The following is a 19,487-nucleotide window of genomic DNA, read 5'->3' as shown; positions in this document are numbered from 1 at the left end:
TGAAATCCTATGATGCGTTCTATCCTACTTATCGACAAAGATATTAAGGCGTACTGTGGGTACCGCTTATCGCATGCGTAGGGGCATGTTGCGAATCTTGAGATTGTTGACCGCCCGGGAATTCATGTTGCTTGCCTGTTTTGATCATTCGTTTCAAATGACGACGGAAAGCATACATGACCCATAGATGTACTTTGGCTTGAGTGAATTTGTAGATAAACCACGGTAAAGAAGGAAGGTAATCATGGATAGCAATAACACAATCCTGGGTACCCGGAACTTGTAAAAATTCCAATCGTCCTTCATGATTTTCTTTGGTTTTGGTAAAAGCGCCGCCTGTAATATGGTAAACTGCACTATCTTCACTGCTTAATTCAGGAGAATAGGTTAACTCCAAAATAGGCTGACGGGAAGGGCGAATATAGACACGGTAAATACTGCTACCATCATATTCAGTACGGATCAAGAATTTGGCTATGCCGCCTAACCACTCCATATAATACTTACCCGCCCAATCGGCATTTTTACCGTCAGGTAAAACGACACGTTGGATAGAGCGTACATCTGACACTGATTCCGTTGCAGGAGCTGGCGCAGAAGAAGCACTAGCCTGTTCTTTTTTCTCTTTGGCTTTTTCTTTTTCCTTCGCTTCTTCTTCCAGTGCAGATTTGGCAGACTCTTCAAATGTAATCTGTCCATCGCTGATGCCTTCGACTTTGCGTTCAGGATTCGCTACCATGGGATGCGCTAGACTTTCAACGAGTGGATATACCATCTCTTTGGGCATTCCTGTCACCAGTGTAACCCAGAGACGGGATAGATGGATCGTTAGAAAAGGAACGTCATGGAAGGCACGTTTTTTCTCCATCACATCTGCGGTTTTCATCATCATTTGTTTGTATGTCATGATATCAGGGCCACCGACATCTATCGCGCGATTATATAATTCGGTACTACCGATACTTTTTTTCAAAGCTTGCAGTACATCAGATAAAGCAATAGGATGCGTCTCTGTACGTGTCCATGTCGGTAATGTCATCACGGGTAAACGTTGTACCAACTTGGCAAGGATCGGGAACGAAGAACCTTGAGGTCCGACGATCAGCCCTGCACGAATAGTTGTTACAGGTACTCCATAAGAGCCTAGAATCTGTTCCACTTCCAGACGACTACGTAAATGACGTGATAATTTGTCCCGTGGAACTCCTTCAGGAATAATACCACTTAGATAAACGATTTGTTTGATTCCATTTTTTTTGGCTGCCCGTGCAAAATGATCTGCTAAAATAACGTCCATATCTTCAAAATGAGCCTGGGTTAGCTTGGCAGTTGGCATCATAGAATGTACAAGATAGATCGCATAGTCTGCACCTTCTAACGCTTTTTCTGCATCAGATATCGAGAACAATTCACAAGAACGCCATTCAACATGTTCACTGTTTTCTTTATCATCGCCATGTCTGGACAAAGCAATGACATCGTAATGATCGGTTAGTCGCTTCAATAGATTGTGCCCGATATAACCACTTGCTCCTGTTAACGCAATTCTTGGACGATGTGGTATAGTCGTTTCTTCGCTTGTTGTTGTCTCCATATCCATTGTCTCCACCCCTGTTCATTTTAAAGTCTGTAGCTGTTAAATACCCTTTTCTCTAGAACTTCAACCTCATGTTAATAGATGAACATAGCGACCAAAGTCCTATGTTGTTGACAGTAGAACACTTTAAAAAGTATACTCTGAAATGTTAAGTATAAGCGCTTATACTTTCGGTATAGATAAGTATATAGTTACTTAATCTCTATCACAATGAACAGACTATCGTTGGAATCAAGCAACACACACATGAATAAGACATAGTTTATAGCCTTATTCACAAGGAGGAAATGAATATGAATACTCAAAAATCGATCAAACAAGTCATGCTTACAGCTACACTTACAGGTGTATTGGCTGTCGGAACGCTTGGACTCACCAGTGGATTCGCTTCTGTACAGACGGTATCTGCGGCTACACCTAGCAAAGTTACGACTAGCGATAGCCAAATGGCTTTGAGAACGCTAAATAGCTTCTACAAACCAGCTTTAAAAGGACAATTTCCGGGCAATGCCAGTGCATTTACAGTCGGCAAAACGACTAGAGATCAAGTGGTAAAAGCTTTTGGTAAACCGGACAAAGCGATGACCGATGCTGACGGATTCGATACGTATCATGCAGAGATGGGGAATCCGGGTTATGCATTTAACTATAAATTGACCAAAATTCGTGAGATGCGTTATTTCGGTACTACTGTTGAACGTCAGACCAATATCGGTGGGATCACGATGAAAATGTTACTCAAAAACTGGTACACGCCAAGTGCTACAACAACAATCAAAAACGGCAAAATGAAGCAAACAAAAGTTACGTATGTGCGCGGAGCTTATCAGTTAGAATTTATTTTTAATAGCAGTACAGAGCTAGATCATATCAATTTACGTGAAAAAGGGTTGTAAATGAACCTGAAAATATAGTAGCTTGAAGATACGTATTCTTCACAACAAAAGCACTGAACATTAGTTCAGTGCTTCTTCTCATTTCTAACCATATTAAATCTAAATTTCAATCAACGAATCCCGAGTCTCATCCGATAACTGAACATGGCATTGGTGACTCCACCACGGAAATAATCATCTGCCATCGCTTGGAAAATATTAATCTCGGATTCTAAATAATCAGATTTTAATTGAAGTGCTGCTTGAATTCCCCCCTGACTGAGCAAAATCCCTACATACCGTTCTGCACTACATGCTTCGATATTGTGAAATACAATTTCTTTGGTAAATCGGAAGTAGCCACTTTGCTCAATCTGTTGAAGATGGTTGTCTTTGTTACGTTTATGAGCAACTTTGTGAGGGTCTGCTTGTTCTGCAATAATACGCTCTGAGATCGCTAATAAGTTGTTGTATTCGCGTTCCAGTTGCCAGTTGACTGTAGGTGGCCAGTCACAATCATATGTCGCAAAAATACCACCTGGCACCAGCACACGAGCGATTTCTTTGAGTGTACTGACAGGTTCCATCCAGTGGAACGACTGAGAGCATGTGACGATATCGGTGCTATTGGAATCTAGAGAAAGCTGATTCGAGTAGCCTTGTTCAAATGATAAATGATCGGCTTGTGTCGTCAGACTGAGCTTATACCGAGCTTTATTTAACATATCCAGATTCGGTTCTACCCCAATAATTCGGTCTGCCCGATCCCGCCATATAAAAGAAGATAACCCTGTACCACAGCCCACATCGACCACAAGTCCGGGTTTCTTTTGCAAATAATTTGAAAGGATATCAACTACAAGATTAGGCGCCACTGGACGATGCTGATCATAGACATCTTCAAAACCGGAAAACCGCTCGATATTGTTGATTGAATTATTTTCAGGAATAGTCATAACAGATCTTGCCTCCTTGTTTGAATGTACTGTGATTTATTATAAAGGAAAAAGAGGCATTGAGTAGAGGCTAAAGTTGCTTTGACAGCTTACCTATCAACTTATTGTTTTTAAGTATTTTCGATTTGGGATAAGAAGTGATATGATTTAGGGAATAATTTGTTTAAGGAGATATAGACTATGAGTATAGAGATCACTGTTGAGCATACAAAGAATAAAAAAGAGAAACCGTCATCAATGGATGGGGTAGTATTTGGTACACAATTTACAGATCATATGTTTATTTTGGATTATGATGCAGGGCAAGGTTGGCATGATGCACGTATCGTTCCGTATCAACCCATTATGATGGACCCGGCGGCAAAAGTATTCCATTATGGACAAACGATTTTTGAAGGACTTAAAGCATACGCAACCGAAGATGGACGTGTTCTCATGTTCCGTCCTACCAAAAATATAGAGCGTCTAAACATTTCAAATGAGCGTATGAGTATTCCAGAAGTTGATCCTGAATTGGCACTTGAAGCTTTGCGTCAGTTGATTCTAACGGATCGTGAATGGATTCCAGAAGGTGAAGGTAATTCACTGTATGTGCGTCCATTTGTTATCGCAACTGAACCAACTCTTGGTGTATCTCCTTCTCGTCAGTATAAATTTATGATTATTCTTTCACCTGTAGGTGCTTATTATGCAGAAGGCATCAATCCGGTTAAAATTTTCGTTGAATCTAAATATGTACGTGCTGTTCCCGGCGGTGTAGGTATGGCGAAAACAGCAGGTAACTATGCAGCAGGACTTAAAGCACAAGAAGGCGCTACAGAATTGGGTTACTCTCAAGTGCTATGGTTAGATGGCGTGCACCGTAAATACATCGAAGAAGTCGGTAGTATGAACGTCTTTTTCAAAATCAACGGTATCGTGGTAACGCCTGCGCTAAACGGTAGTATTCTTAGCGGAATTACGCGCGATTCGATTATTCAATTGCTGAAGCACTGGGATATTCCTGTGGAAGAACGCATTCTTTCGATTGATGAATTAGAAGAAGCGCACAAAGAAGGCAAATTGGAAGAAGCGTTCGGTACAGGTACCGCAGCGGTTATTTCTCCAATGGGCGAATTGAACTGGCAAGGTGAAAAAATGATCATCAACGAAGGCAAAACAGGCGAATTGTCTGCCAAGTTGTATGAGACATTAACAGGCATCCAAAAAGGCGTAGCCGCAGATCCATTTGGTTGGACGATGGAAGTTAAAGCGTAATACATTAATGTTAAATATATAATTTAATAAAAACAAATTAAACCGTAGTGTTTCCATTATTATAGGAAATACTACGGTTTAATTTTTTACGAGTAGGGTAATATAAAATGGTAATTATGATGTAAAAAATATAAAAGGAGGAAATATGAATTTTAAAAAATTATTACCTATTTTATTCACTATGTTTTTAGTAGTTCCATCAGTTTCATTAGCAAGTACAACATTAGATCGTGATTCGTTAGAGAACGAGGTTGTAAAAAAATATGGCATTTCTAAAGAGTTTGCTCAAGATTTAAATGACACTGATTTATCGGTATTTAACTCCACAGTACCTATTTCTAAAACTAATACTGATGAATACTTTAGAATTGTCACTCCTGTATCCAATACTTATGGTTCAAACAATAGTATTCAATCTTTTACAGTATCGGAATCTCATCCTATAGTTACTAAAATTTCTAAAGAGCAAGCTTTTAAAGAGGTTGCTTTGTCTGAACAAAAGGATGATACTATTTCTACACAATCAGTTAATGATGCTGATACGGTTAGTACAAGTTGGTTAAGATTAGAAACAAATATTACTTTGTATAATGAAAATGGGCAAGTATCAGCAAGATATACTTGGTTAAAAAATGCAGGATATAGAGGTAACGATGTTATTGGTATAGCTCTTAGTAATAACATGGCTCCACTTAATAACACTGCTAGTTATGTTCATAAAGCAGATATTTACAATCCTTCTACTTTGAAGTGGTGGGAATATACTGAACCATCTGCTAATGCAACTAATAAATATCATTCTGGTGGGGTTACTTCAAGTTTTTCACTTTTTGCTCCTGCTTTTAATTACAAAAATGAACGTGGGTATCTAACTTTTAAAGTATCTCCGCGAAATAGCAATGTTTGGACTAAAAATGCTAAGTATGATGCTAAGGGAAGTTATGCTCATCAATCCAAAACTATTTCAGGAGGAATTGGAATTTCTATTCCTTTAGGAGGAAATCTTTCCGTCACTCCAACCGATCGTTTTTCTAATGTTGATACATTTGCGCAAGTTACGTACAAATAAAACATATAAATTTAAGGTGGTGTTTTGAATAAAATTATTTAAAAACAAGTCAATATACCTTATCTTATTTGTTATTCTTACTATAGTTGGAATAAGTAGTGCTTATCATTATCAACAAAAAAGTAGTAATCTTCAAGAAAGTATTGATCTTGAATTTGTAGCTCAACTTTCAAGATTAGATCGTCAATTAGACAAATCTAACCCTGATTCAATATCTCAAAATTTATATGTTTTACAAAATTATTCATCGAAAGCTAACACACTTTCTAAATTTACATCATATTACGCAATACAAACTGAAATTAATACGTTTACTAATCTATTAGAAAACTTTTTTGCTAACTATTTGGCTGAAAACAAGAATATGAATAATGATCAATTTCAGCAGTTAACATCAGGATTAGATCAGTTAATTAAAGATCCTGATAATTCTGATCTTATTCAGAAACTAAATGAAATCATAATAAAAGTTCAATAAAGAAAAGAGACTTCATTACGAAGTCTCTTTTCTTTATTGATAAGTGATACAAAATCAGAATTTTTCATATATTTTCTATAAGTAATTTAGCGTAATTCGTAGACAAAGCCCTGTGCTATCGCTATGATAAATACGACAATTACATATATTCTATTGTCCAAGGTGCAGATACGAATATAGTTTTGTATCCGCTTAAAAGGGAAGTCCGGTGTATTCCGGCGCGGTCCCGCCACTGTAAATGCTGAACAACTCCAGTAGTACGCCACTGTTGCATAAAGCGATGGGAAGGTAGGAGGATGTGATGAAGCAGAGCCAGGAGACCTGCCTTGCGAGCAATCGTTTCTATCATCTTCGGAGCAAAGAGGAGAAACAGTCATATCATTCTAAGCCTACACTATAGATAGGCGATGAAATGCTGTACTGTTATGCCTTTTAAGTCACTTCCGCTGAAGTGGCTTTTTTATGTTGTACTGTCGTTATGTCCATTTTATTAAAACAAGAAAGAAGGTCTCATATGAAATCATCCCCATCTCGTCCGTGGATCGCATTCATCTTAACACTGGTGCTTACGATCTCTACGCTAGGTTCATCCGGTGTATTTTCTGCTTCTGCTTATGCGGCAGACGAATCAAGCCAGACAACAACACCTACCGTATCTCAAGCCGTTTATACTAACAACGATTCAACCGTCAACGCTACTGTAAGCCAATCGGTCTACAGCCAAGCGATTGCACAAGCAATGCAATATATAGACGCTAATGGTGGAGTAGATGGCGATTGGATCGCTGTGAGCTATGCACGCACAGGCAAAGCGTTACCGGCTAGCTACTATAGTAGTCTGAGAACAGAAGTAACCAACTTATGTGCTCAAGCCAAGCCTTCGGTAACCGAACTAGCACGTATGGTGATTGCTGGAACATCCGCAGGCTTGAATGCGACGAATATTTCTAACTGTAATTTGATCGACAAATTAGTGAATCATGACAATATTAATCAACAAGGTGTTAATGGGCCGATGTTTGCCTTGATTGCTCTGGATTCAGGCACTTACCAAGTACCTAATGGTGCGAAGCAAGGGCGCGATACACTGATTAATAGTGTAGTAGCAGCGATCAATGGACCCGAAATGGCAACAGATTATTATGGTATGGCACTTAGTGCATTAGCACCTTACAAAGATCGTGCTGATGTACAGACAGCAGGACAAAAAGCCGTCAATTGGTTGATCCAGAAGTCAGACGATTCGAGCAGTGAATCGATTGCTCAGACGATTATTGGTCTAGCTTCATTTGGACTCAATCCAACTGACCTTCAATTTGAGAAAAATGGAAAATCGTTAATCGATCGTTTACTTGCTTTTCAAAATAGTGATGGTGGTTTCCGTCATGAACTTAAAGCAAGCACATCAGATAAAGCTTTTTCAACGGATCAAGCATTACGAGCATTAATTGCTTATGATCTATATACACAAAATGCAGGGGTACTATACACGAATCCTAATCCTCCTGTAGCACCACAACCTGAGCCAGACCCAACGCCTACTCCTGAACCCGGACAAGGCAATAAAGTACAAGCTTCTGTAACCGTAGAAGGGCCTGCTGCACCTGTAACAACAGGAGTGACAGATGCTGTCTATGCGCTGGATGCTCTTCAAAATGTAGCTTCGCAAAACGGGATCAAGTTAACAATTGCCAGTGCTTCTTTTGGTAAATATGTGACTGGTATTGCAGGCATTAACAGTGGTGATCTAGACCCATCCAGTGGTTGGTTATTTGCGGTCAAACGTAATGGTCAATGGATATCTCCAGATGTAGGTATGGACGCATTTGTATTAGAACCTTCGGATCAAGTGTATGTGTATTTTGGAGCTTATGGTATCTCATTAGTAGAGTCTGTCACGACATCACCTGCGTTACCGAAATCAAGTAGTGGCTTCAACGTTACGGTACAAAAAGCAGATTGGGTATGGAATAATGATACCTTTACCAGCGATAAAGTAGTAAGCCCTGCGGCAGATGTACAAGTACAAGTCGGTAACCAAACGGTAACGACCAATGCACAAGGGATCGCTTCATTTAATAAAATGAGTGCAGGATCATATACGGTAGCTGTCACAGGATATCGGAGTAATAATGTACCCGTCATTGTTCGCAATACGTCTACATTAATTGTTGCTAACGATAACAGTACAGGTGGAAGCACAACGACACCGACTGCCAATACAATAACGATGTCTGTTACAGGTGACAGTACTATCTTGCCTACGACTTCGATTACATTGCAAAATAGAGATACCGCTTTTAGCGTATTACTACGTCAGTTAGGTTCAAGTCGTGTGAGTTATAGAGGTAGCGGAGGTACAGCTTACGTTACAGCTATTGATGGACTCAGTGAATTTGATAAAGGACCATTAAGTGGTTGGGTATATACAGTCAATGGACAACAACCGAATACAGGAGCAGGGGCGTATACGTTAAAAGCAGGAGACAATCTAACATGGCGTTATAGCGATGGTACAGCTACTGTTTCTGGCGGTGGTGGTGGAAGTGCTAATAACAGTCTAGGTGTCGCTTTCCCGGCAACGATTCCTTCTCAAGTCGAAAGTGAATTGTCTCAATTGAAAGTGAAATCGACTAACCAATTGCCTGTCCAAGAAGCAGGGCAGACGACGACAGTGCTCAATTCAGGTTCACCGATGACAGCAAGCATAGCCACTTCGATTGCTAAAGCATTAGAATCTGCGCCCAAAGTCAGTGTGAGTACAGAAGTAAAAGCAGATCAGAAAGCAACACTTGCTGATCCAGCAGGTAAAGTACAATTTATCGTGCCAGCAAATAGTGTGAAAAGCAACACTAGGATTGGCATTGAAGAAGAAATGGGTAGTCGTCCAGAGCTAGTATCCAGTCTGTACGAATTTACACCAAACGGACAGCAGTTTGAGAAACCGGTCTATCTTTCATTCAAAATTCCTGTCTATAATAATACAATGTCCAAGCTAACGATTGCATGGCTCAATGAAGCTACCAATCAATGGATTCCTGTTCCAACTGCATTGGATGCCAAAACAGGTATTATTACAGGAACCGTTTCTCATTTTACCAAATATGCCGTTATTAATAGTGATGTATTAGCCAGTTCTGCTGATCTTCAACAATTAACAACAGATATTAATACAACCGTCAAAAATGTATTAACACATGACTCGTTAACTGAATGGGAAGCTGTCGGTATTGCACGCGCAGGAGGAACATTACCTGCAAGTTATTTAACTGGGGCGACCGCTCAGGTGAAAGAATCCGCAGGTTCGTTCCGTAAAGTGACCGATCTGGAACGATTGATTCTAGGGATCAAAGCAGCAGGTGGCAATCCGACCGCTGTAAATGGTGTGAACTTAATCGACAAAATGGTCAACCATGAGAAAATGACAGCTCAAGGAACCAATGGGCCGATCTTTGCTCTAATTGCACTCAACAGCGACAACTATAACGTAGCTTCTACAGCAACATGGAACAAAGACAAGTTAGTGACATGGTTGTTAAACGCGCAAAATAGTGATGGTGGATTCCCACTCGCAACAGGTGAAGCTAGCAGTGTCGATATGACCGCTATGGCAGTTGCGGCGCTTGCTCCTGAACGCACACAGACTCAGGTACAGACAGCGATCGACAAAGCAGTCCAGTATCTGTCTACGCAACAACAAGCGAATGGTGGATATTCTGCTTATAACGATGATAGTAGTGAAAGTGTATCTCAAGTGATTGTTGCACTGGCTTCAGCAGGCATTAATCCTAAAGACGCACGCTTTACCAAATCAAGCGGTGATCTGATGACACGTCTTAGCCAATTCCGTCAAAGTAATGGTGCATACAGCCATACAGTAGGCGGTGCAGGTGACAATATTGCAACAGAACAAGCATTGCTTGCTTTGGTGGCGTATCAACAGTATTTGAGTAGTGGTAATACGATCTATAATCTAGCAAATTCATCGACTTCACCTGTAGATACAGGCACAACAACAGCGGTGACATTTACAGATGAAAATACGATTTCAGCATGGGCTACTGATTCGGTACATCGTGCTTATGATGCAGGGCTAATGCTAGGGGTAAGTGATCAGGAACTTCGTTTCGCTCCGAAACAACAATTAACACGCGCTCAATTTGCAGCCTTGGTGGTGCGTTTGACGGGAGCAACAGAGTCTAGTAATACGCCTTCAAATGGTACAGCGTTCAAAGATGTATCATCGAACCAGTGGTATTACAATGCGATTATGACAGCAAAGAGTAAAGGAATCATTACAGGTATCAACGCTACATCTTTCCAACCGAATCAACCGGTATCCCGTCAGGATATGGCAGTCATGTTGACTCGTGCATTTGCACTCAAAGGGACATCCAATACTTCTTTTGCTGATCAAGCGAAAATCGGCAACTATGCACGTCCTGCTGTTAGTGCTGTTGTGAGCAATGGAATTATGGTGGGTGCAAACAATACATTTGATCCACAGGCTAAAGTAACACGTGAAATGGCCGCAGTTGTAGCGATCAATGTACAAAAGATGGCACAAGCGAACTAATTTTACGGTAAAATAAAAGATATCACTCATTACACACATAGCGGAACGGGGATCATAGTGTCCAGCGTTCCGTTTTGTGTATTTAAGGAGGCTTAATGCAAGATGAACCAGACAGATACAGAGAAAGATACCTGTACAGAGCGCAAACAACTGAATGATAAAAATTCACGATCCCAAGCCCTTTTCAACCGATCAGGCAAAAGATATAGCTTATCGCTAACGATTACAGCTATGCTGTTGACGTTGTTATTAGTCAGCGGTTGTTCTTCTACAGCACCGACGAATTCTTCATCTGCGACCGATTCTCAGACAACCGCAACGACAGACTCTCCAGCCACTTCGGATTCAGCATCATCTCAAGAGGCTACGATAGACAAAGGTACAGACTCCCAAGATTCTTCTACAGAATCAACGCCTAAAGACAATACCTCGGCTAAAGATGCTACAGGTACTCAAGTTCCGACTGAAGCAGATACGACCCATACAGCTAACGATCAAAAAGAGAATATCGATGATTCTTCATCCAGTGCATCGACAGAACCATCAAGTCATAAGTCCAGTGTTTCAAGTTCAGCACCAACAAAAGAGTCAACCGAAAATGCTAAAGAACAGACTCCGAAGACCAACAAAGAAAGTACAACCAAAAACACGACAGATACCACCAAAGATAAAAGTACTGTTACAGATAAACCATCAAGCAAGCCAAGTACCAGTACAACCAAGCCTTCTACAACAACACCGAAAGAGTCAGGTTCATCTGCACCAGCTAAGACACCACCGGTCTCTACACCACAGCCTCAAGCATCGACAGCAACATTAACGATCACTGGAGACAGCAATATTCTAGGCGCTACAGCAGTGCCTGTAGAAGCAGGTGAGAGTGCTCTTGATTTACTCAAGCGAGTGACTCGTAGCAAAGGCATTCCGATGGAGTATCAAGGATCTAGTGGGTTCGCTTATGTAGAAGGGATCGACAATCTGTATGAATTTGACGAAGGACCTACAAGTGGATGGATGTTCAAAGTGAATGGCAATTTCCCTAATATGAGTGCAGGCGCGTATAAAGTTCAAGTCGGTGATCGAATCGACTGGTTATACACCACAGATCTTGGTAAAGATGTAGGAGCCAAAAATTGACTAGCGGATTCCGTGCTCTTCATCCAGTGACTTTGTTTTTATTTTACGGAGGACTGTTATTGTGCGGGATGCTTTTGTTTCATCCTGTATTTTTGCTGACAGGGATTGTATTGCTGGTGAGTTTGATTGTGATGCAAAAGCATGGAGGTACAATAGTCAAAATGCTTCCGTTGTATCTGTTGATCGGTATAGCGATCGTTGTTATTAATCCGTTGATTTCTCATCGAGGTCGTTATATTTTATTTTACTTTATGGATCAGCCGATCACGTTAGAATCGGTATTGTACGGAGTGACCATGTTGTTATCGCTAACACTGATTTTGTTGACCAGCTTATCGTATAACTACAATGTGACGACCGATAAATTTATGTATTTGTTTGCAAGACTTGTTCCTCAAAGTGCATTGGTGGTGATGATGGCATTACGATTTGTCCCTTTATTACGCAGACGATTAAGCCAGATTACGTTAGTGCAACGTACACGAGGGATCAGTGTCCACGAAGGTTCACTCACCAAGCGAATGAGGGATGGAATGACACTTGTCAAAGTACTGCTGGTCTGGTCGCTAGAAGAAGCTCTACAAAGCGCAGACTCGATGAAAGCACGCGGATACGGTACAACCAAGCGTACCGCTTATGTCGTGCATCGGATGGATCGTAGAGATCGCTGGCTTACTGGATGTCTATCTGTATTGATCATTGTTATCATGATCGGCAGTGCGCTCGGTTGGGGACGAGCAGTGATTTATCCACGAATGCAATCGATGGTATTCAGTATGCAGGATTGGATACTGTATATATGTTTTGGCATCTATGTGCTGATTCCTGTGATTGTAGAAGGAAAGGAATGGCTATCATGGAAATACTCCAAGTAAAACAACTTTCATTTGCCTATCCTGAAGAACAGCATCAGGTATTAAGGGATATCACGTTTACAGTGAATGAAGGCGATTTTGTCGTATTGTGCGGAGCTTCAGGTTGTGGCAAAACGACATTACTCCGACAACTCAAACCTGAATTAACACCTGTCGGGCAGAACCATGGAACCATTTATTATAACGGTAATCTATTGAACGAATTACCAGCACAGCAGTCTGCTCAAGAGATAGGCATGGTGTTCCAAAATCCAGATAACAGTATTGTGATGGATGTGGTCTGGCATGAATTATCTTTTGGTATGGAAAATCTGGGGTATTCGCTTCCTGTGATGCGTAGTCGATTAGCAGAGATTGCGCAATTTTTTGGATTAGAACCGTTATTATACAAGCCGATCCATGAATTATCCGGCGGGCAAAAGCAATTGCTCAATCTTGCTTCGGTGTTGCTATTACAACCGAAGTTGCTTCTACTTGATGAACCAACATCTCAATTAGATCCAGTCGCCGCGCGTGAATTTATTTCGATGGTCTATCGGTTAAATCGAGAATTTTCAACGACTGTGATTATCAGTGAACATCGCTTAGAAGAAGTAATTCCGCTAGCCGATCAGATGATTATGTTGGAAAAAGGGAAATTGAAATATAGCGGTTCTCCGCGTGAAGTCAGTCAGCAGATACAGACACATCGTATACATGATCTGAAGTCACATGATGATCTATCCGATGATTTCAAATACTTGCCTTCAGTGACACAGTTATTCTGGACGATGCAGACAGAAGAAGCTTATTCAGATCTACATATTCCGTTAACCGTACGAGAAGGCAAGCAGTGGCTACAGACATTGGATTGGAACGATGGGGCAGTACATGCTATAGCCAATCAGTCTAATCCTTTATCTATGCAAAAGGTGCAATCACCTGAACGATCCAAAGAATCGATATTATTAGAATGTCGTGAAGTCACTTTCCAATATGAAAAGAAAAGCGCTGAAGTATTGAAAAAGTTAGATTTGCAGATCTATAAGGGGGAAATGTTAGCGATTCTTGGAGGCAATGGAGCAGGGAAATCGACACTGCTTCAACTGCTGGCAGGGCTACTGAAACCAAGGCGAGGAATAGTCAAACAAGCTGATCATGTGAAAATCGGCTATCTAGCACAAAATCCATTACTCTATTTCAGCCATGATACGGTTGCAGAAGAATTGTCTACAGCGGCTCATTATGCAGGGGTCGCTGAACCAGAAGTGGTGATTGCCAAGCTGATCAAGCAACTGCAATTAGAAGGGCTCGAACAGAAGCATCCACATGATATTAGCGGTGGACAACAACAGAAAACGGCTTTAGCGATTGTGTTGTTGCTTAATCCAGATATTTTACTATTGGATGAACCGACCAAAGGGCTTGATCCACTTGCCAAAATCGCTTTAGCCCGGCAGTTACTGGAGCTTCGTCAGGCTGGACATACGATTGTAATTGTAACTCATGATGTAGAATTTGCAGCGAGTTATAGTAGTCGATGCGCCATGTTGTTCGATGGTATGATTACAGCCACAGATGTTCCTTCTACCTTTTTTAGCGAAAATGTATTTTATACGACAGCAGTCAATCGAGTGGTACGGGATTGGTTACCCGGTATCTTAACCGCAGAGGAGGTACTGAAGTTATGGCACGTTCCCGCCTCTGGCTGATGATCGCTGTAGGGCTGAGTATTTTAGTATTAGCATTGTCTAATGCGGTGCTGAGTGATCATTATATGTTATTAAGCTTTGTATTGTTAATGGCGGTGATGTTGCCGTTATTTGTTCGCTTTGAACGTCGGAAGTTAGAAGCGCGTGAACTGGTCTTACTTGCGATGCTGGCGGCGATTGCGGCGGTTAGCCGGATTCCTTTTGCCGCTTTGCCGAGTGTAAAGCCTGTCTCGGCGATTGTGATTTTATCTGCGCTTGTGTTCGGCTCTGAAGCAGGGTTTATTGTAGGGGCGATGGCTGCGCTTGTTTCTAATATTTATTTTGGACAAGGCCCGTGGACAACATGGCAAATGTTTGCGTGGGGAATGATGGGTGTAAGCGCAGGGTTACTTCGCAATACCTGGTGGATGCGTAAAAGACTGGGCTTGCTGACGTTCGGGCTAATCTGGGGATTCCTATTCGGCTGGATTATGAACCTATGGGTTGTGATTGATCTTGCGGTAGCGTTGGAATGGAAAGCAGTACTGGCAGTATACGCACAAAGCTTTTATTTTGATCTGGCACATGCATTGTCGAATGTCTTTTTCTTAGCGATTCTAGCAGGTGGATGGATCAAAGTCTTGGAACGTTTTCGTAAAAAATATGGATTACTTGATAGTGGTTAGATCTGGGGGAGAAGTGCGTTTGTACTTCTTCTCTATTTTTTTGTATCTTTTGCGGATTAAGGGGAACTTATAGAGTGCATATGGTATAGTTAATTCCATACGTAGTGAACATTTAACCAGATGGTGTCCATTGCGACTGCACCTTTGATTATGCTATAAAGGATGTAGTTCAAACCTTTGGGTCTGATAAATAATTTAAAAATACATGTAGTTATATAAAAGGAGCCTCTATATATGTCCACGGAAATGAATACACACGAAATTATTAACTTGATCAAAACAAGCAAAAAGAAAACACCGGTAAAAGTATACCTTAAAGGTGAATTGGACAGCATTACATTCCCTGAAGATGTGCAAACATTTATCACAGGTAATACAGGTGTTATTTTCGGCGACTGGGCAGATATTCAAGGCATTTTGACTGAAAATGCAAGCAAAATTGCAGACCAAGTGATCGAAAGCGACCGTCGTAACTCCGCGATTCCTTTGTTAGATATGAAAAATATCAATGCACGTATTGAGCCGGGCGCATTTATCCGTGAAATGGTATCCATCGGCGACAATGCTGTCATTATGATGGGTGCTGTAATCAATATCGGTGTCGTTATTGGAGCAGGTACAATGATCGATATGGGCGCTGTTCTAGGTGGACGTGTACAAGTCGGTAAAATGTGTCATATCGGAGCAGGTTCTGTACTTGCAGGCGTTATTGAGCCACCTTCTGCACAACCTGTAACGGTTGAAGATGATGTATTGATCGGTGCTAACGTTGTGGTACTTGAAGGCGTACGTATCGGTGAAGGTGCTGTTGTAGCGGCTGGTGCTGTTGTGACGCAAGACGTTCCTCCATTCTCTGTTGTAGCAGGTACTCCTGCACGTGTTATCAAGCAAGTAGACGACAAAACAAAGTCTAAAACAGAAATTTTGCAAGACCTACGTACACTATAATTTAGACTTAGGTATCACTATATATATTGATCTGGAGACCCCGCACATGCTGGGTCTTTCTTTCATCCTTCAAGCTTAGAATGAGAAATAAAAAGGAGATTCAGATGACTACTTTTACTCAGATTCGTCGTGATCTACATCGTATTCCTGAACCGGGATTTCAAGAATTCAAAACACAGCAGTATTTGCTCGATTATATCGCTACTCTTCCGCAACAACATTTGGAGATTCGTACATGGCGTACGGGTATTCTGGTCTATATCCATGGAAGCGCACCGAAGCGCCGTTTTGGTTATCGTGCCGATATGGATGGATTGCCGATTGTCGAGCAGACGTCTTATGATTTTCAAAGTGAACATGAAGGATACATGCATGCTTGCGGACATGATCTACATATGACGATCGGACTTGGGGTGGTGACTCATTTTGCGACAACACAGATGACCGATGATCTTGTAGTTATTTTCCAACCCGCAGAAGAAGGACCTGGCGGAGCGAAGCCGATGTTGGCAAGTGCAGAATTAGCGGATTGGATGCCGGATCAGATGATCGGACTCCATGTGGCTCCTGAATATCCTGTCGGTACGATTGCGACCCGTGCAGGGATTTTATTTGCCAATACGTCTGAATTATTTATTGATCTAATCGGTACTGGTGGACATGCCGCTTATCCGCACAAAGCAAATGATATGGTGGTTGCAGGCTGTCAGTTGGTGGGACAATTGCAGACGATTATTGCTCGTAATATTAATCCGTTAGACTCTGCTGTCGTCACGATTGGAAAAGTCGAAGGCGGAACGAAGCAAAATATTATCGCCGAGCGTGCACGTCTGGAAGGAACGATTCGTACATTATCAGCAGACACGATGATCGCTGTCAAATCCCGAATCGAAGCACTGGTTAAAGGAATCGAAGCAGGATTTGAATGTCAGGCAGAGATCGACTGGGGATCGAATTATTTGCAGGTATTTAACGAAGCGACTTTAACGCATGAATTTATGGGTTGGGTAGAGCAACGTTCAGATGTGAATCAAGTGGAGTGTACGGAAGCGATGACTGGCGAAGATTTTGGATATTTTCTGGATCGTATTCCGGGATTTATGTTCTGGTTGGGTGTCGATACGCCTTACGGATTGCATCATGCGAAGCTAGAGCCTAGTGAAGATGCGATTGAGGTAGCGATCACCACGATTACTGATTATTTAAGCTGGAAATCAGAGCAGAGAGCAGTGTAAAGTTAGCTTATGGTGTAGAGTGAACGATAGAGGATGTGAAATATAGTGGCACGTACCAAAGCTTTTGATACGACTGTGGTGTTGCACCGTGCAATGAAAACATTTGGTAGTCGGGGATATGAAGGCACCACTTTACCTGATCTATTGCAAGAATTGGGGATTGCCCGTCAAAGTCTGTATGATACGTATGGAACCAAGCGAGATCTATTTATTCTAGCGGTAAAGCATTATATGGATCACAAAAAAGAAGACTTACTGGCTGTACTGGAGCAACCCGGTGCAACGATTCCGTTGATCGAACAGCTTTTTCAAAAAATGATTGATGTGCTTGTCGATCCCGAATTGGCACAAGAGTGTTTTATTATTGCTAGTGCGCTTGAATATGCTCCACATGATCATGAATTGAATGTGTATTTACAGGATAATAATGCACAAATTGAAGCGGGCTTTTACCGTTTGTTAAAGCGTGCAGTGGAGCAAGAGGAGATTCAAAGTGATCTGAATCTAACTGCCATGTCGCAGTATCTAGTGCATGAACGAACAGGATTGATTTTTACAACCAAACTGGGTGCTGATCGGGCAAAGTTACAAGCGATTATCGAGATTTCATTATCGGTATTGAATACAAAAAGGCAGCGTTAAACGCTGCCTTTTGCTGTATTTACAAATAGATGTCGGTGATTCTGGATATGCTGTCTGAGTGATTTGGGCGGTTTCCCTGTGACTTTTTCTATACAGTCGCTGACTCTATCTTCTATACCTTCTACAGCGATTTGGGTATCCAAATGTGCTAAAAAGCTAGCATATTCTGAATCTAGACCTGCGTTAAGCAAATGTTGTTCTAACTGAGATTCACTGATCGGGTGATACGTCACAGGCAATCCAGTTACTTCTGTAATCAGAGTAGCGACTTCTTGATAGGTCAGCGATTGAGGACCGGTCAGGATATGTTCGGTATTATGAGGTACTACGTCAGTTAGTGCATGTACTGCTACTGAAGCGATATCATCAGCATCTACGAACCCAATCTTACCGTCACCTGTAGCACTACTTACAATACCTTGCTCCCAAATAAATTGGGCTTGCTGTGCTTCGGTAAAATTTTGCATAAAATAAGAAGGGCGTAATACAGCCCACTGCGGTACATGTTCACTGATCCAGCGGTGTAGATATCCAAAAACAGGTTGGTCGATCGAGATCGAAGCACTGGATAGTAACACGATACGTTGTATGCCTTGTGTCAACGCTTGCTCGATAAAAGGAATAACCAGAATTTCAGGATTCATCATCACAGGCACAACGATATAGACCGCATCCATATTCTGCAAAGCTTGAGCATACGTCGACGTATTATTCCAATCGAAAAAGACAGATTGAGCTTGAGGATGTTGTAGAGAATGAGTACTTCTTCCTGCTCTTCGAACGTGATAACCTTCTATCAGCAGAATTTTAGCTATTCGAGATGAGGTTTTGCCTTGTCCGCCGGTGAGTAAAATATGTTGAATAGTTTTCATAAATAGCTCCTTTATCTATAGATCGAATAGCCGTATCTAATCTAAGATGATTAACCTAACACCAATGGATTCCAATAATCTTGATAACGAGTGATTTTGCCATCACAGGTGGTGACTACAGAAATATAATCTTGCTCATAAGGAAGTCCTGTAGCAACGAAAGTGCCTACTCCTTGAAATTGAGCAATAAATGTATGGGAGTCAGTAGCGAGATGGATCATAGGCGTGCTGAAATGAGTGAACGCAATAATTCCTTGCAGCGATTCCAAATGCTGTCGTAGAGCATGGATACCCTCTAGCTGTTTGGCGTATCCTTCAGGGGCATAAGGAAATTCAAAAATCACTTGTTCTGCAAAAAGGCTGAGAAACAGTTCTATATCTTCAACCAACATTGCTTTGCTAAATGTGTTCATCATCTGTGTAGCTTGAGCATCATGAGTCTGAATATCGATAGGAGATAAACCAGTAGGAACATGATTTTGCATACGAAAAACCTGCCTTTCGAATAAGAAATTTGAAGTTGATTTATTGAATAAAAAATAAGTACTGTCTTCACTATAATCATTCCAGACTAAATAGTCAATTATATTTAGACTAATTGGTCTATAATTTTA

15 protein-coding genes and 1 riboswitch are annotated in these 19,487 nt (G+C 41.3%); of the genes, 11 read left to right on the top strand and 4 right to left on the bottom strand.

All coding sequences use genetic code 11. From position 1 onward, the window contains the following. Positions 1-43: 43 nt before the first annotated feature. Entirely contained in the window at positions 44-1,600 is a 1,557-nt protein-coding gene (locus PO903_RS04595; RefSeq protein ID WP_273592741.1) for an NAD(P)H-binding protein, read from the bottom strand. 290 nt (positions 1,601-1,890) lie between these two features. On the opposite strand from PO903_RS04595, the gene PO903_RS04590 reads away from it, so the two are divergent. After that, positions 1,891-2,493, top strand: a complete 603-nt coding sequence (locus PO903_RS04590; protein WP_273592740.1) for a YjgB family protein — start codon at positions 1,891-1,893, stop codon at positions 2,491-2,493. Between the two features lie 110 nt (positions 2,494-2,603). Here the strand turns inward: PO903_RS04590 and PO903_RS04585 are convergent, their stop codons facing one another. Continuing rightward, a complete protein-coding gene (locus PO903_RS04585; protein WP_273592739.1) occupies positions 2,604-3,428 on the bottom strand; it encodes a class I SAM-dependent methyltransferase in 825 nt (274 codons plus the stop codon). 180 nt (positions 3,429-3,608) lie between these two features. On the opposite strand from PO903_RS04585, the gene PO903_RS04580 reads away from it, so the two are divergent. The 10 genes from PO903_RS04580 (at position 3,609) to PO903_RS04535 (ending at position 18,001) form a co-directional block, all read left to right on the top strand. Beyond that, a complete protein-coding gene (locus PO903_RS04580; RefSeq protein ID WP_273592738.1) occupies positions 3,609-4,685 on the top strand; it encodes a branched-chain amino acid aminotransferase in 1,077 nt (358 codons plus the stop codon). A 145-nt stretch (positions 4,686-4,830) separates the two neighbouring features. Further along, a complete protein-coding gene (locus PO903_RS04575) occupies positions 4,831-5,754 on the top strand; it encodes a hypothetical protein (RefSeq protein WP_273592737.1) in 924 nt (307 codons plus the stop codon). A 621-nt stretch (positions 5,755-6,375) separates the two neighbouring features. Beyond that, positions 6,376-6,575: riboswitch (cobalamin riboswitch) on the top strand. A gap of 171 nt (positions 6,576-6,746) precedes the next feature. Then, positions 6,747-10,808, top strand: coding sequence for an S-layer homology domain-containing protein (locus PO903_RS04570; RefSeq protein ID WP_273592736.1), 4,062 nt, complete (start codon positions 6,747-6,749; stop codon positions 10,806-10,808). A 102-nt stretch (positions 10,809-10,910) separates the two neighbouring features. After that, the gene (locus PO903_RS04565; RefSeq protein WP_273592735.1) at positions 10,911-11,945 is read left to right on the top strand and encodes a DUF4430 domain-containing protein; all 1,035 of its coding nucleotides are present in this window, start codon (positions 10,911-10,913) and stop codon (positions 11,943-11,945) included. Continuing rightward, the gene (locus PO903_RS04560; RefSeq protein WP_273592734.1) at positions 11,942-12,820 is read left to right on the top strand and encodes an energy-coupling factor transporter transmembrane component T; all 879 of its coding nucleotides are present in this window, start codon (positions 11,942-11,944) and stop codon (positions 12,818-12,820) included. Before PO903_RS04565 ends, PO903_RS04560 begins: the two co-directional genes overlap by 4 nt. Beyond that, positions 12,802-14,511, top strand: coding sequence for an ABC transporter ATP-binding protein (locus PO903_RS04555; RefSeq protein ID WP_285097368.1), 1,710 nt, complete (start codon positions 12,802-12,804; stop codon positions 14,509-14,511). Before PO903_RS04560 ends, PO903_RS04555 begins: the two co-directional genes overlap by 19 nt. Then, the gene (locus tag PO903_RS04550; protein WP_273592732.1) at positions 14,487-15,176 is read left to right on the top strand and encodes an ECF transporter S component; all 690 of its coding nucleotides are present in this window, start codon (positions 14,487-14,489) and stop codon (positions 15,174-15,176) included. The genes PO903_RS04555 and PO903_RS04550 overlap by 25 nt, the downstream gene beginning before the upstream one ends. A 234-nt stretch (positions 15,177-15,410) precedes the next feature. Beyond that, a complete protein-coding gene (gene dapD, locus PO903_RS04545) occupies positions 15,411-16,124 on the top strand; it encodes a 2,3,4,5-tetrahydropyridine-2,6-dicarboxylate N-acetyltransferase (RefSeq protein WP_273592731.1) in 714 nt (237 codons plus the stop codon). A 104-nt stretch (positions 16,125-16,228) separates the two neighbouring features. Continuing rightward, complete coding sequence (locus tag PO903_RS04540) at positions 16,229-17,359, top strand: N-acetyldiaminopimelate deacetylase (RefSeq protein WP_273592730.1); 1,131 nt, start codon at positions 16,229-16,231, stop codon at positions 17,357-17,359. A gap of 45 nt (positions 17,360-17,404) precedes the next feature. After that, entirely contained in the window at positions 17,405-18,001 is a 597-nt protein-coding gene (locus tag PO903_RS04535; protein ID WP_273592729.1) for a TetR/AcrR family transcriptional regulator, read from the top strand. Here the strand turns inward: PO903_RS04535 and PO903_RS04530 are convergent. Both PO903_RS04530 and PO903_RS04525 read right to left on the bottom strand, forming a co-directional pair. Continuing rightward, complete coding sequence (locus tag PO903_RS04530) at positions 17,998-18,873, bottom strand: NmrA family NAD(P)-binding protein (protein WP_273592728.1); 876 nt, start codon at positions 18,871-18,873, stop codon at positions 17,998-18,000. The genes PO903_RS04535 and PO903_RS04530 overlap by 4 nt on opposite strands. 50 nt (positions 18,874-18,923) lie before the next feature. After that, positions 18,924-19,358 (bottom strand): nuclear transport factor 2 family protein, encoded by a 435-nt coding sequence (locus tag PO903_RS04525; protein WP_083243372.1) that lies wholly within the window; start codon positions 19,356-19,358, stop codon positions 18,924-18,926. Positions 19,359-19,487: the final 129 nt, after the last annotated feature.

The organism is Paenibacillus sp. PK4536, from assembly GCF_028594455.2.
Classification (GTDB): Bacteria; Bacillota; Bacilli; order Paenibacillales; family Paenibacillaceae; genus Saccharibacillus; species Saccharibacillus nuruki.
The sequence above is the reverse complement of the archived record's forward strand: the minus strand, read 5'-3'. Positions and strand labels throughout refer to the sequence as shown.